The following is a 16,348-nucleotide window of genomic DNA, read 5'->3' as shown; positions in this document are numbered from 1 at the left end:
CGAGCCCCAGCCCTTGCCGCACCGGCCGCCCCCACACCACGTGCGCAGGAACACGCCGTAGAAGAACACGCAACAGAGAGAGTCACCGTGACCTCATACATTCCCCCGGCCCTGCGCGGCAGGCGCGCCCGCCTGATCGCCCTCTCCGTCGCCCTTCCCGTGGGCATCGCCGGATCGCTCGTGGCCCTTCCGCTCACGGCCCAGGCGACCCCGTCCGCCGACGCGGTCATCGCCGAGGTGTACGGCGGCGGCGGCAACTCCGGTGCCACCCTCACCCATGACTTCATCGAGCTGGGCAACGCCGGCGGCGCGGCCTTCGACCTCACCGGCTGGTCCGTCCAGTACCTGAGCGGTTCGCCCGGCGCCACCACCAAGTGGTCGGTCACCCCGCTCTCCGGCGCCATCCCGGCCGGCGGCAGCTACCTCATCCAGCAGGCCAAGGGCACCGGCGGCACCGACGCCCTGCCCACCCCCGACGCCACCGGCACCATCGCGATGTCCGCGAGCAGCGGTACGGTCGCGCTGGTCCACTCCACCACCGCGCTGACCTGCCTGACCGCCGACGACTGCGCGGCCGACGCCGGTATCAAGGACCTGGTCGGGTTCGGTACGGCCGTGGTCCGCGAGACCTCGCCCGCGACCGGCGCCGACAACACGCACTCGGTCACCCGCGACGCCAAGCTCACCGACACGGACAACAACTCCGTGGACCTCAGCGGCGCCACGCCCAGCCCGCGCAACAGCGCCGGTGAGGGCGGCGGCACGGCCCCGGGCGACGGCGACCCGTCCCCGACCCCGTCGCCGACCAACACCACCCCCGGCGATGTACGCATCCACGACATCCAGGGCAAGACGCGCATCTCGCCGTACGTGGGCCAGAGCGTCACCAACGTCCCCGGTGTGGTCACCGCCGTCCGCTCCACCGGCACCTCGCGCGGCTTCTGGATCCAGGACACCAAGCCGGACAACGACCCCGCCACCAGCGAGGCCGTGTTCGTCTTCACCGGCACCACCACCCCGCAGGTCAAGGTCGGTGACTCCGTCCTCGTCTCCGCCAGGGTCGTCGAGTACTACCCCGGCGGCCAGGCCAGCGGCGTACAGTCCCTCACCGAGCTGTCGGGCGCGACCACCGTCGTGCTGTCCTCCGGCAACGAGCTGCCCGCGCCGGTGGTCATCACCGCCAAGACGGTGCCAGACAAGTACGCCCCGAAGGTCAAGGGCGGCGGCAACATCGAAGCGCTGCCGCTCAAGCCCACCAAGTACGCCCTCGACTGGTTCGAGGCGCACGAGGGTATGCGCCTCCAGATCGGTGACAGCCGTGTCGTGGGCGCCTCCAACTCGTACGGCGAGACCTGGGTCACCACCAAGCCCAAGCAGAACGCGACCCCGCGCGGCGGCACGATCTACAAGTCGTACGACGACGTCAACTCCGGCCGCCTCAAGCTCATCTCGCTGACCGGCGACCAGATCACCGCCAACGTGGGCGACACACTGACCGGCACCAGCACCGGCGTACTGGACTACTCCAACTACGGCGGTTACGTCCTCCAGACCACCACCCTCGGCAAGGTCAAGTCGGCCGGTCTCAAGGCCGAGGTGGCGAAGAAGGGCAAGAGCGACGAGCTGTCCGTCGCCACGTACAACGTCGAGAACCTCGCCCCTGCCAACGCGCAGAGCAAGTTCGACCGGCTCGCCGAGGGCATCGTCACCAACCTCGCCGCCCCCGACGTCGTGAGCCTGGAGGAGATCCAGGACAACAGCGGCGCCACGAACGACGGTACGGTCGCGGCCGACAAGACCCTCGCCAAGTTCATCGCCGCCATCAAGGCGAAGGGCGGCCCCTCCTACGAGTGGCGCTCGATCGACCCCGAGGACGGCAAGGACGGCGGCCAGCCCGGCGGCAACATCCGTAACGTCTTCCTCTTCAACCCGCAGCGCGTGAGCTTCGTCGACCGTCCGGGCGGCGACGCGACCACCCCCGTGAAGGTCGTCACCACCACGACGAAGGACAAGAAGGGCAAGGTCGTCAAGACCGAGGTCTCCCTGTCCGCCTCCCCGGCCCGTATCAACCCGACGTCCACCGCCTGGAACAGCAGCCGCAAGCCGCTCGTCGGTGAGTTCACCTTCCGTGGCCAGCAGGTCTTCGTCGTCGGCAACCACTTCAACTCCAAGGGCGGCGACCAGCCGCTGCACAGCGCCAACCAGCCGCCGGTCCTCAGCTCCGAGACCCAGCGGGTGGCGCAGTCCAAGGAGGTCCACGCCTTTGTCTCGGACCTGCTCGCCAAGGACAAGCAGGCCAAGATCGTCGTCCTCGGTGACCTGAACGACTACCCGTTCTCCAAGCCGCTGGACACCCTGACCAAGGGCAAGGTCCTCACCGACCTGATCGACACACTGCCGAAGAACGAGCGCTACAGCTACGTCTACGACGGCAACTCGCAGACCCTGGACCACATCCTGGTCAGCCCGGCGATCAAGAAGCCCGGCTACGAGGTCGTCCACATCAACGCGGAGTTCGCCGACCAGGCGAGCGACCACGACCCGCAGGTCGTCCGCATCAAGTAGTTCCCTGCGTCAGGGAGTTCCCCGCGTCAAGCAGGGCCGGCCGGTGACAGTGGCTGCTCACACCACTGTCACCGGCCTCTTTCATGCACGGCCCGCCACATCGGCCGCGAACGCGCTCACCCACGCGAGCGCCGAGTTCCAGTTGATGGTGATCTCGTTGACCGACCACGCCTCGATGTTGTCGACGTAGCACAGCTGCGGAGCACAGCCGTGCAGCCACGACGCCGCCAGCGGATCCTGGAGGCTGGAGTTCGGGCCTCCCGAGACCGACCCGGCCGGCGGGTTGGGCAGGGTCGCGTCGAGGGACTTCGCGTACCAGCGGTGGTGCTGGTTCTTGGCGTCGTTCGTGCCGTAGCCGGTGATGTACGACTGTCCCAGGGCGTTACGGCCCATGAGGTAGTCGAAGGCTTCGAACACGGAGTCGGCGTACTTCTTGTCGCGGGTGAGGTCGTACGCGGTCGCCAGAACGACCTGGTTGTTCAGGATCGACGCGTTCGACCCCCAGTCGTACTTCCCGTTCGTCGGTGTGTACGTCTGTCCGAACCGCTCCGCCCGCTGGAACGAGATGAGCCGGTCCGCGGCGGCGGTGACCCAGCCCCGTATCTGGTTCCGTTCGGAGAGGTCCGTTCCGAAGCGTGCCAGGTCGAGCTGGGCGATCGCGGCTACCGAGCCCCAGTAGAAGCCGTTCTGGTTGAACGCCTCTCCTGCTTTGTGGAAGCGGCTGACGCGTACGGCGTCGAGGTAGCGCTGGCTCTTGGTGGTGAGGTAGAGCTGCGCGGAGGCCCAGTAGATCTCGTCCGAGACGTCGTTGTCCGCGTACGGGCCGCCGCCGATGCGGTCCGCCTGTGGCGCGTACTGCCTCTGGTTCATCTCCGCAGCGTTGTAGGCGCGTACGGCGGCGAGGCTGAGCCGGTCGGCGAAGGCCGGGTCGAAGCGCTTGTAGACGCGGGCGCCCTGGGCGGCGACGGCGGCGAGGTTGAGGGTGGCCGCGGTGGAGGGGCGGTGCAGTTCGCGCTTCTTCTTGTCGAGGTGCGGGAGGGTCGGCGGGCCGGTCCAGGTCTCGTCGTGGACTTTGTGGTGGACCATGCCCGCGTCGGGTTTGCCGCTGGGCACCTGCATTTTGAGCATGAACTCCAGGTTCCAGCGGGCCTCGTCGAGGATGTCGGGGACGCCGTTGCCGCGCTCGGGGATGGCGAGGGTGGAGTCACCGAGGGCGGCTTCGCTGCCTTCGGCCACGGCGCGCTCCCAGGCGTTGAGCAACTGGTAGGTGGCGATACCGCCGTTGACGACGTACTTGCCGTGGTCGCCCGCGTCGTACCAGCCGCCGGTCACATCCAGTGTGTAGTCACACGTCCAGTTGTCGACGTAGTGCTTCGGTGACTGGCACGGCACCTTGGTGTCACCGCCGCCCGGCGAGGAGGCGACATGCCCGGCCGGGCGGGCGTACGCGGCGCCCGCGATGCCGCCGTCGATCGCGATGCCACTGCGGTTGGTGTAGAAGAACCGCATCGAGTCGGACCGCAGCGAGGTGTACAGGTCCTGTCTGATGTCGAAGGGATGGCTCTGCACACCGCCGACCGTGAGCCTGAACCGTCCGGTGGCCTTGACGGCGCTGAAGTCGATGGTGTGGACCGACGCACCGGCGGAGCCGTCGTAGCCCCCGGGCTTGGTCAGGCCGAAGGCCACACCGCTGCCGTCGACCCGGGTGAGCGTCCATGCCGTCGCGGCGGTCGCGTTCGTGAGCACCGTCGCGTTCTTCGGGCCGTTCGGCAGATAGCCGTGCTGGTTCACCTTCACCGCCGGGCCCGTCTTCGCCCGGTAGGCGTACTGCTTTCCGTTGAGTGTGACGTCGTCCATGCAGAACTCGTACGCCTTGGCGGCTCCCCCGAGCCGGAACTGCAATTGTGCGAGCACATACTCGTCACTGAACGCCGTGTTGAAGGTGTATTCGTATTCCTTCCACGCCCCGCCGGTCACGCTGGGGTACTTGACGAGATACGTGGCGTTGGTGGGGTTGTCGAAGGGCGCCACCTGTACGACGAGATTCGCGGTCGCGCTCGTGCGCACCTTGAACTTCAGGGTGTACGAACCCCCGGTGGGCAGATAGATGCTGTTGTGCCCGACCAGCACGTCCCACGGCTTCTCCGACGCCGGGGCGTTGACGCAGAACACTCCGCCGTCCACCTTCGGTGTCATTCCCGCGTTCACCCACCACGGCTTGTCCGTCCCGGTGAAGGTGCTGTTCTGGAGCAGCCTCCCGCTGACCTGGGGCTCGGGCTGTCCGCCGGTGTACGGGGGGAGGGTGCCGGCCGGAAGCCCGCCGGTGTCCGGCGGGGTCGGCTGGCCGGGGCCCTGCTGGCCGCTGCCGTACCGGGGCAGCAGCCAGCCGTCGACGCCTCCGGTCCTCGCGTTGTACATCAGGTAGTCCGCCACCTGGTCGTTGTTCAGGTCGGCGAAGACCCCGAAGTCGCCCGGGAACGGACTGCCGCTGCGGATGGTGCCGAGCGACTTCCAGCCGGTGGTCATGGTCCACGGCCGGCCGGTGTTCTCCCAGGCGGCCACATCGCCCGTCATGTGCTGGACGAGCACGGCATCGGCGCGGCCGTCCCCGGTGATGTCGGCGAAGGACAGCTGTCCGGTCGGCCCCGTCGCCGGATGGTCGAAGCCGGAGATCAGCTTCCAGTCGCCGGGCGAGGGAAGCCCGGTCGCGGTGTTCTCCCAGGCGGTGACGTAGTTGTTCCTGCCGACGATGAGAACGTCGTCGTCCCCGTCACCGTCGATGTCCGCGAAGAACACGTCCTTGGTGTAGCCCAGGTTGTTCGCGACCCTGACGGGCTGTGCCGCCCACTTGATCGTGCCGCCGCTGGACTCGTTGCGCCAGACCATCATGGCGGGGACCCCGGTCGGGGACTCGCTCGCGTTGAGGATCTGGATGTAGTCGTCGCGGTCGTCCCCGTCGACATCGCCGAAGAACACCGAGTTCGGGTCCAGCCCCGCGCGTACGGCGCCGGGGGGAGTGATGTCGCCCAGCGCGGTCCACCGCAGCCGTGCGTCGTTGCGCCACCCGCTGATACGGCCGTCGGCGCCGACCTCGACGCGATCGGCGGCCCCGTCGCCGTTGAGGTCGGGGAATTGGGCCTGCAAGCCTTTGCTTTTGCTCGCGATTTCCTCAAGGGTGATCCAGGCCATGGTCCCGCCGCGTACGAGATCCATGGCCAGCTTCGCACCCGCGCGCAGCGGCCAGACGCAGATCGCGAGGACCTCCCCGGCGTTCCACCACCAGCCCTTGATCCTCTCGATGGTCCTTTCGAGAGCAGTCATGACGCTGTCGAACATTTCCGGGAAATGGGGTTGAATGAGCTTTCCCAGGGCTCCGGTGAGCAAACCGGCGACCAAGGTGCGCGCAATGGTGTTCTTCCACGCTTCGGGATCCTTGATCAGCCCGTCGAACGCCTGCGAGATGGTGCCGTTGAGCAATTCGCCGACGGCTCCGGCGCCCATCCCGCACAGGAGTCCCGCCGCCGGAAAATATATGAGGCAGACAGTGTTGAGCAGGGCATAGGAAACCGCACCGATGGTGCCGGCGAGTATGCCCTGCTTCCAAGTTGTCGACGCCTCCACATCGCCCGCCGGAATGGTGAAGATCACCAGGGTGTCTCTTACCTGCACCTGGGCTCTGAAATCGGGGATGCTCGGATCGACGTCAGCGCCGGATTCTTTGAGTAGCGCCTTGTATCCATCGCTGAACCGTGTCTGGTCGCGCGCCAGTTGGTCGAAAAAGGTGCGTATCCGGTCTGCGAGGTCCGGTCTGGCGAAGTCGACTTCGACGACGAGGTCGGTCGCTGCCGCGCGGGCCTGTGCCGGCTGCGCGCCGACCCCGAGCAGGAGCGAGAGGGCTGTCACCACCGCCATGAGGGCGAGCGGCAGGTATGTGGCCACTGGTAAAGGTAGATAACGTCTGGAATTCATCGCGAAACGATCCTTCCGGAGGGAGGGCGGTCGGTCGGCGGCTCACTCTAGGACAGGGAGCGATACGTGCCAACGGGCGATGATTTCAAGGCTGTTGCATGTGAACGGAAGTCAGTTTCCATTTGCCGTTCCGGGCTTGGATCTCAAATCGCTTTGCCCGGATTGAGAATTCCGTACGGATCGAACGCGGCCTTCAGCCGGTGGTGCAGCGCCAGACTGTCCTCGCCGAGTTCGTCCGCGAGCCACTGGCGCTTGAGCGTGCCGACCCCGTGCTCGCCGGTCAGGGTGCCGCCCAGGCGCAGCGCCAGCGCGAAGATGTCCGAGGCCGCCGCCCAGGCCGCCGCCGGGACCTCGGTGAGCGCCGGGTCGATGACGAGGATCGGGTGGAGATTGCCGTCGGCGGCGTGCGCCAGGGAGTACACGGGGACCCCGTGGTGCGCCGAGATGGCTTCTATCTCCCTTACCGCCCGCGCCAGTTGGGAGCGCGGCACAGCGATGTCCTCGATCAGCGGACGGCCCAGCCGCTCCAGCGCGGGCAGCGCCAGCCGGCGCGCGGCGAGCAGGGCCGCCGCCTCCGCCGGGTCGTCGGTCGTCTCGACGGAGGCGGCTCGCGGGGTGAGGAGGCCGGCCACCCGCGCCGCCTCGGCCGCCGCGCCCGCGCCGTCGCACTGCACGAGCAGCAGCGCCCCGCCGCGTGCCCGCAGTTCCGTACCGCGCGCGGCATCGATCGCGGCGAGCACCGGACCGTCGAGCAGCTCGGCCATGGCGGGCTCGATCCGGGCGGCGGTGAGCGCGCTCGCACCGGCCGCCGCGTCCTCGAACGTACGGAAGTACGCGGCGAGCGTCGACACCGCGACCGGGATCGGACGCAGCCGCAGCGTCGCCGCCGTGATCACACCGAGGGTGCCCTCCGAGCCGGTGAGCAGCGCCGTCAGGTCGTAGCCCGCGACGCCCTTGACCGTACGGCGGCCGGTCCGCAGCAAGGTGCCGTCGGCGAGTACGGCGTCCAGCCCGAGGACGCTGTCCCGCGTCACCCCGTACTTGGCGCAGCGCAGCCCGCCCGCGTTGGTGGCGATGTTGCCGCCGATGGTGGAGATCGCGGCGCTGGCCGGATCGGGGGCGTACCGCAGCCCGTACGCGGCGGCGGCGCGGTCGAGATCGGCCGTGATTACACCGGGCTCGACCACGGCGAGCTGGTCGTCCGGGGAGATCTCGACGATCCGGTTCATCCGGGCCAGATCGAGGACGACGGTCCCCTCGGCGGCGGTCGCGCCGCCGGACAGCCCGGTGCCCGCGCCCCGGGGCACGACCGGCACGCGCAGCGCGCCCGCGTGCCGCAGGGTGGTGCGCACCTCGTCGGCGTGCGTGGCGTGTACGACGGCGAGCGGCTGCCCGTCGGGGCGCGCGCCGGAGCGGTCGGTGGCGTACGCGGCGGTCGCGGCGGGGTCGGTGGTGAGCCGGTCGGCGGCCAGATCGCGGGCGAGCAGCCCGAGCAACTGGGCGGCGGCGGTGGCCTGTTCGGTGGGCTGATACGTGGGCCGACGGGTGGTCGTCATGAGCCCTCCCTCTTGCTCCGCGCCCACGCGCCCAGCGCCGAAGCGCCGATGGCCAGCAGCGCGGTGTCCTCCTGCGGGGCGTGCACCGGAGCGCACTGGATGTCCCGGAAGTGCCGCTCCAGCGGGTTGTCCCGGGTGAGCCCCGGATTGCCGAGCAGCCGCAGCGCGGTCCCCACGGCGGTGGTGGCGTGCCGGGTGGCCAGCACCTTCGTACCGAGGGCCTGCTCCGGCGCGTACGTGCCGTCCCCGAGGTCGACACGCCGGGCGCCCCCGTACACGAGCTGCTCCGCGCTGCCGAGCAGCACCTCGATCTCCCCGGCGGCCTGCCGGAAGCGCTCCGTCGTCGCGACCGGACGGCCGAGGTTGGCGGGCACCCGCTCATGGGCGAACCGGTGGAAGTACCGCTGCGCCGCCCGGCCCACGCCCAAGTACAGCGCGGCGAGCGGGAGATGGAGCGGTGCGCCGGCCCGGTTGTCCTGCTCGGCGGCCGGGCCGTGCGCGGCCACGCTCACCAGGTTCCCGGCGGGGACCGCCACCTCGTGGAACGCGATGTCGTGGCTGCCGCTGGCGCGCAGCCCGAGATGGTTCCAGCGGTGGGTGATCTCGATACCGGGCGCGTCCCCGGGCACGGCGAACGTGCCCACGCGCGGCTCCGGTTCGTCCGTGGTCGCCCACACCAGATACCAGCTGAGCCCCTCGGCGCCGGTCACGAAGCGCTTGGCGCCGCTGATCGCCCAGCCGCCGGCCGTACGGCGCGCGGTGGTGGCGGGCAGCCCGCCCCGGGCCGGCGAGCCCAGATCGGGTTCCACCCGCGCGTTGTTGAGCAGGACGGGCCGCTCGGCGGAGTCGGCCAGCACCCGCGCGTACAGCTCCTCGGGCCAGTGCGGGCGGCGCGCCTGCACGGTGTGCGCGTTGAGGGTCATGGCGGCGATCAGCGCGGTGGCCGGATCGCCCTCCCCGAGGGCGGCGAAGATCCGCGCGGTGTCCTCGACACCGAGACCGGCCCCGCCGTACCGGGGCGCGACGGTCGCGGTGAGCAGCCCCGCCTCGTGGACGGCGCGGATCCCCTCGGCGGGGAACGCGCCCGTACGGTCGTACTCCCCGGCGTGGCGGGCGAGTTGGCGAGTGACGTCCGGGAGCCGGTCGAGAGCGACGGGCCGGAGCGCGGGCGAAAGTGGTGTCGGGAGTGTGGTCGGTGGTGTGGCCGGTGGCGCGGTGCGGAGGTTCGGCGCGGTCATGAGGTGGTGTCCCCCTCGCCGCTCCGCGCCTTCGCCAGATCGGCGTTGAGCGCGTCCGTCCAGAAGTCGGAGACCGTGAGCGGCTTTTGCAGCGCGCCCAGCGCGTGGAACGCGTCAGCGACCTTCTGCGCGGACGCGATGGCCTCCGGCGTCGTCGGGCCGACCTTGTTCGGCCGCTGCTTCTCACCGTCCCGCAGCTGGCTGAGCGCCTGCTCCAGCGGCTGGTGGGTGGCGGCGGCCGTCACCTTCGCGAAGTCCTTCTCGTGGCCGTCGCGGATGTAGTCCCAGCCCTTGCCGATCCGGGCGATGAGATCGGCGGCCGCCGCGCGCTTCGCCGGGTCGGCGATCGTCTTGTCCGATGCCTCCCAGTTGAAGTTGCCGGAGAGGATGTCGGCGCCGGAGCCGATCGTGGTGGCGCCCTGCGCGTGCGCGGCGATGATCGCGTTGCCGTACGAGGCGAGCGCGTCGACCGACCCGCCGGTCAGCGCCGCGAGCCCGGCGTCCGGCAGCAGCGGCACCGCCTCTATGTCGCTCCACTCCAGCCCGGCCTGCTTGAGCAGCTCGTACAGGAAGTACTGGGCGGTGGTGTTCTTGACGTAGCCGACCTTTTTGCCCTTGAGCTGCGCGATCCCGGTGAGCGGGGAGCCCTTGGGCGCCACGACCTCCTGGAGCAGGGTGCTGGCCCGCTGCACCGCCACGACCTTGAAGTTGGCCTTGCCGTCGGCGGCGGCGAACACCGGCGGGATCTCGCTGGACTGCGCCACGTCGAGCGCGCCCGCCCGCATCGCCTGGAGCTGGAGATCACCGCCCTGGAACACACTCCACTTGATTCTGTACGGGGTCTTGTCGAGCCCGGCGAGTTTGAGGATGGACTCCTGGCGGGCCCAGCCGGTGTCCCCGACAGCGAGGGTCACGGACGACAGGTCCGTCTCCCGGCCGGCCTTCGCCGCGTCCGCGCCGTCGCTGGAAGTGGAAGTGGAAGTGGACGTGGACGTGGCGTCGGCGGAACCGCCGCAGGCGGCCAGCGGGAACAGCAGGGCGGTGAGGGCGAGCGCGAGCGCGGCGGTTCTGCGGACACGGGGCATGGGGGTTCCTCGGGGGGTGTGTGGTGGGTGGTGCGCGACGTACGTGTGACGCCGCACCTCGCGCGACGTACGTGTGACGCGGCGTACGTGGTGCGCGGCGTACGTGTTACGCGGCCGGCCTCGCCCCGGCGGAGGCCCGCGAGGCAAGCTCCTGCCGTACCAGCGGCAACACGTAACGGGCGTAGTCGATCGCGTCGTTGAGCGGGTCGTAGCCACGGATCGACAGCAGCTCGCAGCCGATGTCCACGTAGTCCAGCAGCGCGGCGGCGACGGTCTCCGGGGAGCCGACGAGCGCGGTCGACGAACCCGCCGCGTTGGTGGCCGTGGCCAGCGGGGTCCACAACGCCCGGTCGTGCAGATCGCCGCGCGCGGCGATGTCGAGCAGCCGCTGCGAGCCGACGTTCGCCGGCCGGCCGGTGCCCGGGGCCGGGTAGTGGTTGGCGTGGTCGTCCTTGAGGCGGGTGGCCGCGCCCTTCTCGACCTTGCCGAGTATCCGGTGTGCCTTCTCCCAGGCCAGCTCGTCGGTCGGCGCGATGATCGGCCGGAACGACACCCAGATACGCGGCCGTGGCCGCCCCGCCGCGTCGGCCACGGCGTTGACCGAGGCGATCTGCTCGGCGGTCTCCTTCAGCGGCTCGCCCCAGAGACCGAAGATATCGCCCTGCTGCCCGCCCACCCGGTACGCGTCGGCCGACGAACCGCCCACCGACACCGGGATCGTGCCGTGCACCGGCGCCACATCGGAGACGAAGTCCTCGAAGCGGTAGTACGTGCCCTCGTGCGAGACGGGCCCCTCGGCCGACCACACCTCGCGCAGGATCCGGATGTACTCGTCGGACCGCTCGTACCGCTCCGACTTGGAGAGGTAGTCGCCCTCCCGGCGCTGCTCCTGGTCGCTGCCGCCCGAGATGATGTGTACGGCGAGCCTGCCGCCGCTGATCCGGTCCAGTGTGGCGAAGGCGCGCGCCGCGTGCGTCGGGAAGATCACCCCGGGGCGGTGGGCGAGCATCGGCTTGAGCCGCTCGGTGTGGTTCACGACGAACTGCGCGAGCTGGAGCGCGTCGGCGGACGAGGAGTGGTACGCGACGAGGGTGTAGTCGAAGCCGCCGTCGTCCAGGGCCCGGGCGTAGCGGCGGGTGTGGTCGGGGTCGATGCCCCGGCCGAAGGTGGAGGTGCCGTCGAAGGCGGGATTGGGATGGATGGCGCTGATGAACTCGACGGGCATGACGGACCAACTCCTTTGTGTGACAGGTGAGTTGCGTGGACAGTGCGGTGGCTACTCGGTGTAGAGGCCGGCGTCGACGGAGTCGGCGACCGAGACGTTCGGGTCCAGCACCTTGATCGAGTGCATCGTGTCGGCGACCTTCTGCACCGCCTTCGTCACCTCGGGGGTGATCGGCACGAGCCGGCCGTAGCTCTGGCTCACGATGGTCTTCGCGACCTCGGCGGACGCCCCGTTGTTCTTGCTGATGGCGGCGGCGTACTCAGCCGGATGCGACCTGGCCCACTCCAGCGCCTTGCCGATGCGCTGGAGCGCGTCGCTCAGCGCCGGCTTCTTCGCGCTGTCGGCGAGCGCCTTGTCGGACGCGCCGATGAACCCGTACCCGCTGACCCGGCCGTCCGCGCCGTTGACGATCTCCCGGCCGCCCTGCTGGGTGGCCACCGCCTTGTAGACCCCGAAGATCGCCCAGACCTCGATCCGCCCGGCGCTGAACGCGGCCTGCGCGTCGGTGGGCAGCAGATACTTGACCTTGACGTCGGAGTACGCCAGGCCCGCCTGCTGAAGGGCGTTGGCCAGCAGATACTCGGAGATACTGCCCTTGGCCGACGACACCACGACCGTCCGCCCCTTGAGGTCGGCCACCTTCTTGATCTTCGAGTCCTTCCGGACGACGATCCCGACCGCCGTACCGTCGTTGCGCAGCCCGGCGACCGCCTTCACCGGCACCCCGCCGCTGAGCGCCTGGAGGGTCGGCAGATCGGCGGCGTACGTGGTGTCCACCGCGCCCGCCTGGGCCGCCTGGAAGAGCGGGGCGGCGCCCTCGAACTCGGCCCATTTCACCCCGTACGGCGCGCCCTTGAAGGCACCCGAGGCGTTCACCAGCGTCTGGAGGTTCTTCGCCTGGTCGCCGAGGGTGAGGGTGACGCCGGACGACCCGGATCCGGCCGCACCCGACGCCGCGTCCGCCCCCGACTTGGATGTCGCGCCGCTGCTCGTACCGCACCCGGCCGCGCCGAACGCGAGGGCGGAGAGGGCGAGGAGCGCGGCGGCGGTGCGCACGCGGACAGCTGTTCCGCGCATCATGACGGAGACCTTTCGAGAGAGGGCAGAGAAGACACAGAGGGAAGGGAAGACAGAGCGGGGGGAGAGGAGGCGGCCCGCGCGGCGCCTTCGGCCGGAGCGTCGTCGTGCACGCCCAGCCAGGCCAGCAACTGGCCGCGCAGCGCGACGAATTCGGGCGAACCGAGCGAGCGCGGCCGGGGCAGATCCACGGTCACCTCGTGCGCGATACCGCCCGCGTCCATTACCAGGACCCGGTCGGCCAGCAGCAGCGACTCCTCCACGTCATGGGTGACCAGCAGAATCGAGCAGCCGTGCCGCTGCCACAACCTCACCCACCAGACGCTGCGCCTTGACCCGGGTCAGCGCGTCCAGCGCGCCGAACGGCTCGTCCAGCAGCAGCAGTTCGGGCTCTCGCACCAGAGCGCGGGCCAGCGACACCCGCTGTGCCTCGCCGCCCGACAGCGTCTTGGGCCACACCGCCGCGCGCTGCTCGATGCCGACCTCCGCGAGATAGCGGGTGGCCAGCTCCCGGTCGGGTCTGCCGGGCAGACCGAGCACCACATTGCGCCAGACCTTCAGCCAGGGCATCAGCCGGGGCGACTGGAAGGCGGCGGCGCGCCGGGCCGGTACGGTCACCTCGCCGCTGATCTCGTCGTCCAGCCCGGCGAGGATCCGCAGCAGGGTGCTCTTGCCGCAGCCGCTCTGGCCGAGCAGCGCGACGAACTCGCCCCGCTCGATGGTGAGATCGAGATCGTCGAGCACGGTTCTGCCGTCGAAGGTCCGGGTCAGCGACCGGATCTCCACACTGGTGCGGTCGGTGTCGGTACTCATACGCGTGTCACGCCCCGTCGCCGTCGAAGGAGGCCCGCCAGGTCAGCAGGCGCTTGGAGAGCAGCCGTACGACGAAGTCGCAGAGCAGCCCGAGGACCGCGTAGACGGCGAGGCAGAGCACGATCACGTCCGTACGGAAGTACTGCTGCGCGTTGCTCATCAGATAGCCGATGCCGTTGCTGGCGTTGACCTGCTCGGCGAAGACCAGCGCCAGCCAGGCGGTGGACAGCGCGTACCGCAGCCCGACCAGCGCGCCGGGCAGCGCGGACGGCAGGATGACATGGCGGATCAGCCCGAACCGGCCGAGACCCAGCATCCGCGCGGCCTCGATGAGCTGGGAGTCGGCGGAGCGGATCCCGCCGTAGATGTTGAAGTAGAGGGGGTACGTCACCCCGAGCGCCACCAGCGCGATCTTCGGGGTCTCGTCGATGCCGAACCAGACGATGAAGAGCGGGATCAGCCCGACCCAGGGGATCGCGCGGAACATGCCCATCGAGGAGTCGATGACGTCCTCGCCCAGCCGGAAGAGCCCGGCGGCGAGGGAGAGCGCGAGCGCGATCGCCGCGCCGATCACAAAGCCGGTCGCGGCCCGGCGGCCGGACGCGGCGATGGCGCTGGGGAGTTCACCGCTGACGGTCAGATCCCATGCCTGGCGTACGACATCGACCGGCGAGGCGAGGATGTTCTCCGGGAGCACCCCGGTCGTACTGGCGAGGTACCAGGCGAGCAGCACCCCGACGGGACCGCTGGCCCGCCGGGCCCAGCGCGGCACACGCGGCCCGCTCCGGCCGCCGGCGCTCTGCCGTGCGGGACGGATGGTGAGCGTACGGGGCGACGGTTCCGGTGGTGCGGTCCCGGGGGCCGTGTGCTCCTGGACGGGCATCGGGGTTCCTCTCGTCATGCGGTCGCGTCCGGCGCGGTGAGGGCAGGCAGTGGCGCACTCCGGCGCGGATCCGGGCCGGGCGGCGCGATGAGGTGATGAGGTGGGGGGGGAAGGCGACAACGACCGTGGTCAGCGGTCAGCGGTCACTGATCAGCGGTCACTGATCAGCGGTCACTGATCAGCGAGATGAATCGGTGCGCGATGCGCGGAAGCGCGGCAGAGGCACAGGCGCGGGCACAGGAGCAAGCCCAGGAAGAGGCGCAGGAAGAGGGCGCGGGCACCCGCGACCACGGCGACGGGGTCAGCGACAACAGGCGCTGTTGACGAGGCCGAAATCGACCACGCGGCGCTGCGTCAGCGGCACGCCCACGGCGGCGTACCGCCCGGCGTCGAGGGGCTTCGGCGCGGTGGCCGCCTCATTCGCTGTCTGCAACATGGCACCAGGATGACCGACCCGGCACCCCACGTCCAACGACGATTCGGACTCATAATCGATCACGTTTTCTGATCGATCAAGGTTTCCGGTGCTAGCGTGCGCGCATGGCACACGTACTGGACATTACGGCGCTGCGCAGCCTCCTCGCGGTCGCGGACCGCGGCGGCTTCCACCGCGCCGCCGAGGCGCTGGCGCTCAGCCAGTCCGCGGTCAGCCAGCACGTACGGCGGCTGGAGAAGACCCTCGGCCGCCCGGTCGTCGAGCGCCAGGGCCGCGGCACCCGCTTCACGGCCGACGGCGCCCGGCTGCTGGAACAGGCGCGCCGGATCGTCGCCGTGCACGACGAGGCGGTCCGTACCCTGCTCGGCGACGACGGGGAGGCCGTCGTCATCGGCTCCACCGAACACGCGGCCGACCAGATCCTGCCCCTGCTGACCGCCGCCGTCCGCGAAGTGCGCCCGCAGTGCCGCGTACGGTTCCGCATCGACCGCTCCGCCCGGCTGGTGGAGGCCGTGGACCGGGGCACGGTCGACCTGGCCGTCTATGTCACCGAGGCGGGCGGTACGGAGGGGACGCCGGTCGGCGGACTGCCCCTGAACTGGTACGCGGCCCCCGGCTGGACCCCGCCGCAGGCCCCGGCGCCGCTCCCGCTCGTGGCCATCGAGGACCCCTGCGCGATCCGTCGCCGTGCCCTGGGCGTGCTGGCCGAGCGCGACATCCCCGCCACCGTCGTCTGCGACGCCGGCTATCTCGCGGGCGTCCTCGACGCCGCCCGCACCGGGCTCGGCGCCGCGCTGCTGGCCGGGCTCGGCGACGCCCCCGAAGGGCTGAGCGCGCGGCACGACCTGCCGCCCGTACCGGCCATCCGGATGAGCGCCCACGCGCGGCGGGGCGCCGACCCGGCGATGGTCGCGGGCGCGGTCGCCGCCATGGGCGAGCTGCTGGCCCGCCCCGGCGCGGCTCCAGCACCGGCTTCAGTACCGGCTCACGCGTCGCAGGGCGCCGTCAGATAGTCAAAACTCCGCGTGACGTCCAGTACGCGCCGTACGGGAGGCGTGTAGCGCAGCAGGCACAGATCGCCGCCCGCGCGCCTGCTCGCCCGGCGCTGGCTGCGCAGGATGTTGAGCCCCGTGGAGTCCATGAAGTGCACCTGGCTGAAATCCAGCTCGACGTAACGGTGCGCCAGCGGCGCCAGCGTGGCGAACAGATCGGGCCCGGTGTCGCAGTCGAGTTCGCCCCCGACCTGGACCAGCACACGGCGGTCGGGCCGGGAGACGATTTCCACGCGGAGGGGCTCGTACGAGGGCGGCAGAGAGATGGGGAGTTCACTCATTCCGGTATCCGGTGAAAGGCCCTGTGCGGGCGACGACCGGGGAACGCTACACCGTGCGATCCCATGACGAGGTGTCAGGAAGGGCGCGCCGTCGCGCAGCCCGGTCATTTCGGCCACTCGCCCGCGTGTCGTGCGCGGCGCGGATGCGCTGTCCGGGAAGGGCCCGAG

At 70.3% G+C, this 16,348-nt stretch carries 11 protein-coding genes and 1 pseudogene; 2 read left to right on the top strand and 10 right to left on the bottom strand.

All coding sequences use genetic code 11. The annotated features are described in order from the left end of the window. The first annotated feature begins 87 nt into the window (after positions 1 to 87). Positions 88 to 2,565, top strand: coding sequence for an endonuclease/exonuclease/phosphatase family protein (locus DVK44_RS07700; RefSeq protein ID WP_114658967.1), 2,478 nt, complete (start codon positions 88 to 90; stop codon positions 2,563 to 2,565). A gap of 81 nt (positions 2,566 to 2,646) precedes the next feature. Here the strand turns inward: DVK44_RS07700 and DVK44_RS07695 are convergent, their stop codons facing one another. The 9 genes and pseudogenes from DVK44_RS07695 to DVK44_RS37585 form a co-directional block, all read right to left on the bottom strand. Next, positions 2,647 to 6,504, bottom strand: a complete 3,858-nt coding sequence (locus tag DVK44_RS07695; RefSeq protein WP_162793704.1) for a glycoside hydrolase family 9 protein — start codon at positions 6,502 to 6,504, stop codon at positions 2,647 to 2,649. 173 nt (positions 6,505 to 6,677) lie between these two features. Continuing rightward, on the bottom strand, positions 6,678 to 8,090 hold the full coding sequence (locus tag DVK44_RS07690) for an FAD-binding oxidoreductase (RefSeq protein WP_114658965.1): 1,413 nt from the start codon (positions 8,088 to 8,090) through the stop codon (positions 6,678 to 6,680). Beyond that, on the bottom strand, positions 8,087 to 9,328 hold the full coding sequence (locus tag DVK44_RS07685; protein ID WP_114658964.1) for an acyl-CoA dehydrogenase family protein: 1,242 nt from the start codon (positions 9,326 to 9,328) through the stop codon (positions 8,087 to 8,089). The genes DVK44_RS07690 and DVK44_RS07685 overlap by 4 nt, the downstream gene beginning before the upstream one ends. After that, positions 9,325 to 10,413 carry an ABC transporter substrate-binding protein gene (locus DVK44_RS07680; RefSeq protein WP_114658963.1) on the bottom strand — a complete coding sequence of 363 codons (1,089 nt, stop codon included), beginning with the start codon at positions 10,411 to 10,413 and terminating at the stop codon, positions 9,325 to 9,327. The genes DVK44_RS07685 and DVK44_RS07680 overlap by 4 nt, the downstream gene beginning before the upstream one ends. Positions 10,414 to 10,519: 106 nt before the next feature. Further along, positions 10,520 to 11,638 carry an LLM class flavin-dependent oxidoreductase gene (locus DVK44_RS07675; RefSeq protein WP_114658962.1) on the bottom strand — a complete coding sequence of 373 codons (1,119 nt, stop codon included), beginning with the start codon at positions 11,636 to 11,638 and terminating at the stop codon, positions 10,520 to 10,522. Positions 11,639 to 11,689: 51 nt separating this feature from the next. After that, a complete protein-coding gene (locus DVK44_RS07670) occupies positions 11,690 to 12,715 on the bottom strand; it encodes an ABC transporter substrate-binding protein (RefSeq protein ID WP_331461583.1) in 1,026 nt (341 codons plus the stop codon). Beyond that, positions 12,715 to 13,528: pseudogene (locus tag DVK44_RS07665) on the bottom strand (ABC transporter ATP-binding protein). The gene DVK44_RS07670 and the pseudogene DVK44_RS07665 overlap by 1 nt, the downstream one beginning before the upstream one ends. A 7-nt stretch (positions 13,529 to 13,535) precedes the next feature. Next, positions 13,536 to 14,411 (bottom strand): ABC transporter permease, encoded by an 876-nt coding sequence (locus DVK44_RS07660; RefSeq protein WP_114658960.1) that lies wholly within the window; start codon positions 14,409 to 14,411, stop codon positions 13,536 to 13,538. A gap of 301 nt (positions 14,412 to 14,712) precedes the next feature. Then, on the bottom strand, positions 14,713 to 14,847 hold the full coding sequence (locus tag DVK44_RS37585; protein WP_269439578.1) for a hypothetical protein: 135 nt from the start codon (positions 14,845 to 14,847) through the stop codon (positions 14,713 to 14,715). Between the two features lie 104 nt (positions 14,848 to 14,951). Between DVK44_RS37585 and DVK44_RS07650 the strand changes: the two genes are divergently transcribed. Next, positions 14,952 to 15,860 carry a LysR family transcriptional regulator gene (locus DVK44_RS07650; protein WP_114658958.1) on the top strand — a complete coding sequence of 303 codons (909 nt, stop codon included), beginning with the start codon at positions 14,952 to 14,954 and terminating at the stop codon, positions 15,858 to 15,860. On the opposite strand, the gene DVK44_RS07645 is transcribed toward DVK44_RS07650, so the two are convergent. Further along, a complete protein-coding gene (locus DVK44_RS07645) occupies positions 15,833 to 16,180 on the bottom strand; it encodes an STAS domain-containing protein (RefSeq protein ID WP_162793702.1) in 348 nt (115 codons plus the stop codon). The two genes, DVK44_RS07650 and DVK44_RS07645, sit on opposite strands and share 28 nt — an antisense overlap. Between the last annotated feature and the right edge of the window lie 168 nt (positions 16,181 to 16,348).

It is taken from the genome of Streptomyces paludis (genome assembly GCF_003344965.1).
Taxonomy (GTDB): Bacteria; Actinomycetota; Actinomycetes; order Streptomycetales; family Streptomycetaceae; genus Streptomyces; species Streptomyces paludis.
The sequence above is the reverse complement of the archived record's forward strand: the minus strand, read 5'-3'. Positions and strand labels throughout refer to the sequence as shown.

Bases quoted from the DNA above. Each gene is read 5' to 3' on its own strand.
- DVK44_RS07690 (WP_114658965.1), bottom strand. From the start codon at position 8,090: ATGACGACCACCCGTCGGCCCACGTATCAGCCCACCGAACAGGCCACC.
- DVK44_RS07685 (WP_114658964.1), bottom strand. From the start codon at position 9,328: ATGACCGCGCCGAACCTCCGCACCGCGCCACCGGCCACACCACCGACC.
- DVK44_RS07680 (WP_114658963.1), bottom strand. From the start codon at position 10,413: ATGCCCCGTGTCCGCAGAACCGCCGCGCTCGCGCTCGCCCTCACCGCC.
- DVK44_RS07675 (WP_114658962.1), bottom strand. From the start codon at position 11,638: ATGCCCGTCGAGTTCATCAGCGCCATCCATCCCAATCCCGCCTTCGAC.
- DVK44_RS07670 (WP_331461583.1), bottom strand. From the start codon at position 12,715: ATGCGCGGAACAGCTGTCCGCGTGCGCACCGCCGCCGCGCTCCTCGCC.
- DVK44_RS07660 (WP_114658960.1), bottom strand. From the start codon at position 14,411: ATGCCCGTCCAGGAGCACACGGCCCCCGGGACCGCACCACCGGAACCG.
- DVK44_RS37585 (WP_269439578.1), bottom strand. From the start codon at position 14,847: ATGTTGCAGACAGCGAATGAGGCGGCCACCGCGCCGAAGCCCCTCGAC.
- DVK44_RS07650 (WP_114658958.1), top strand. From the start codon at position 14,952: ATGGCACACGTACTGGACATTACGGCGCTGCGCAGCCTCCTCGCGGTC.
- DVK44_RS07645 (WP_162793702.1), bottom strand. From the start codon at position 16,180: ATGAGTGAACTCCCCATCTCTCTGCCGCCCTCGTACGAGCCCCTCCGC.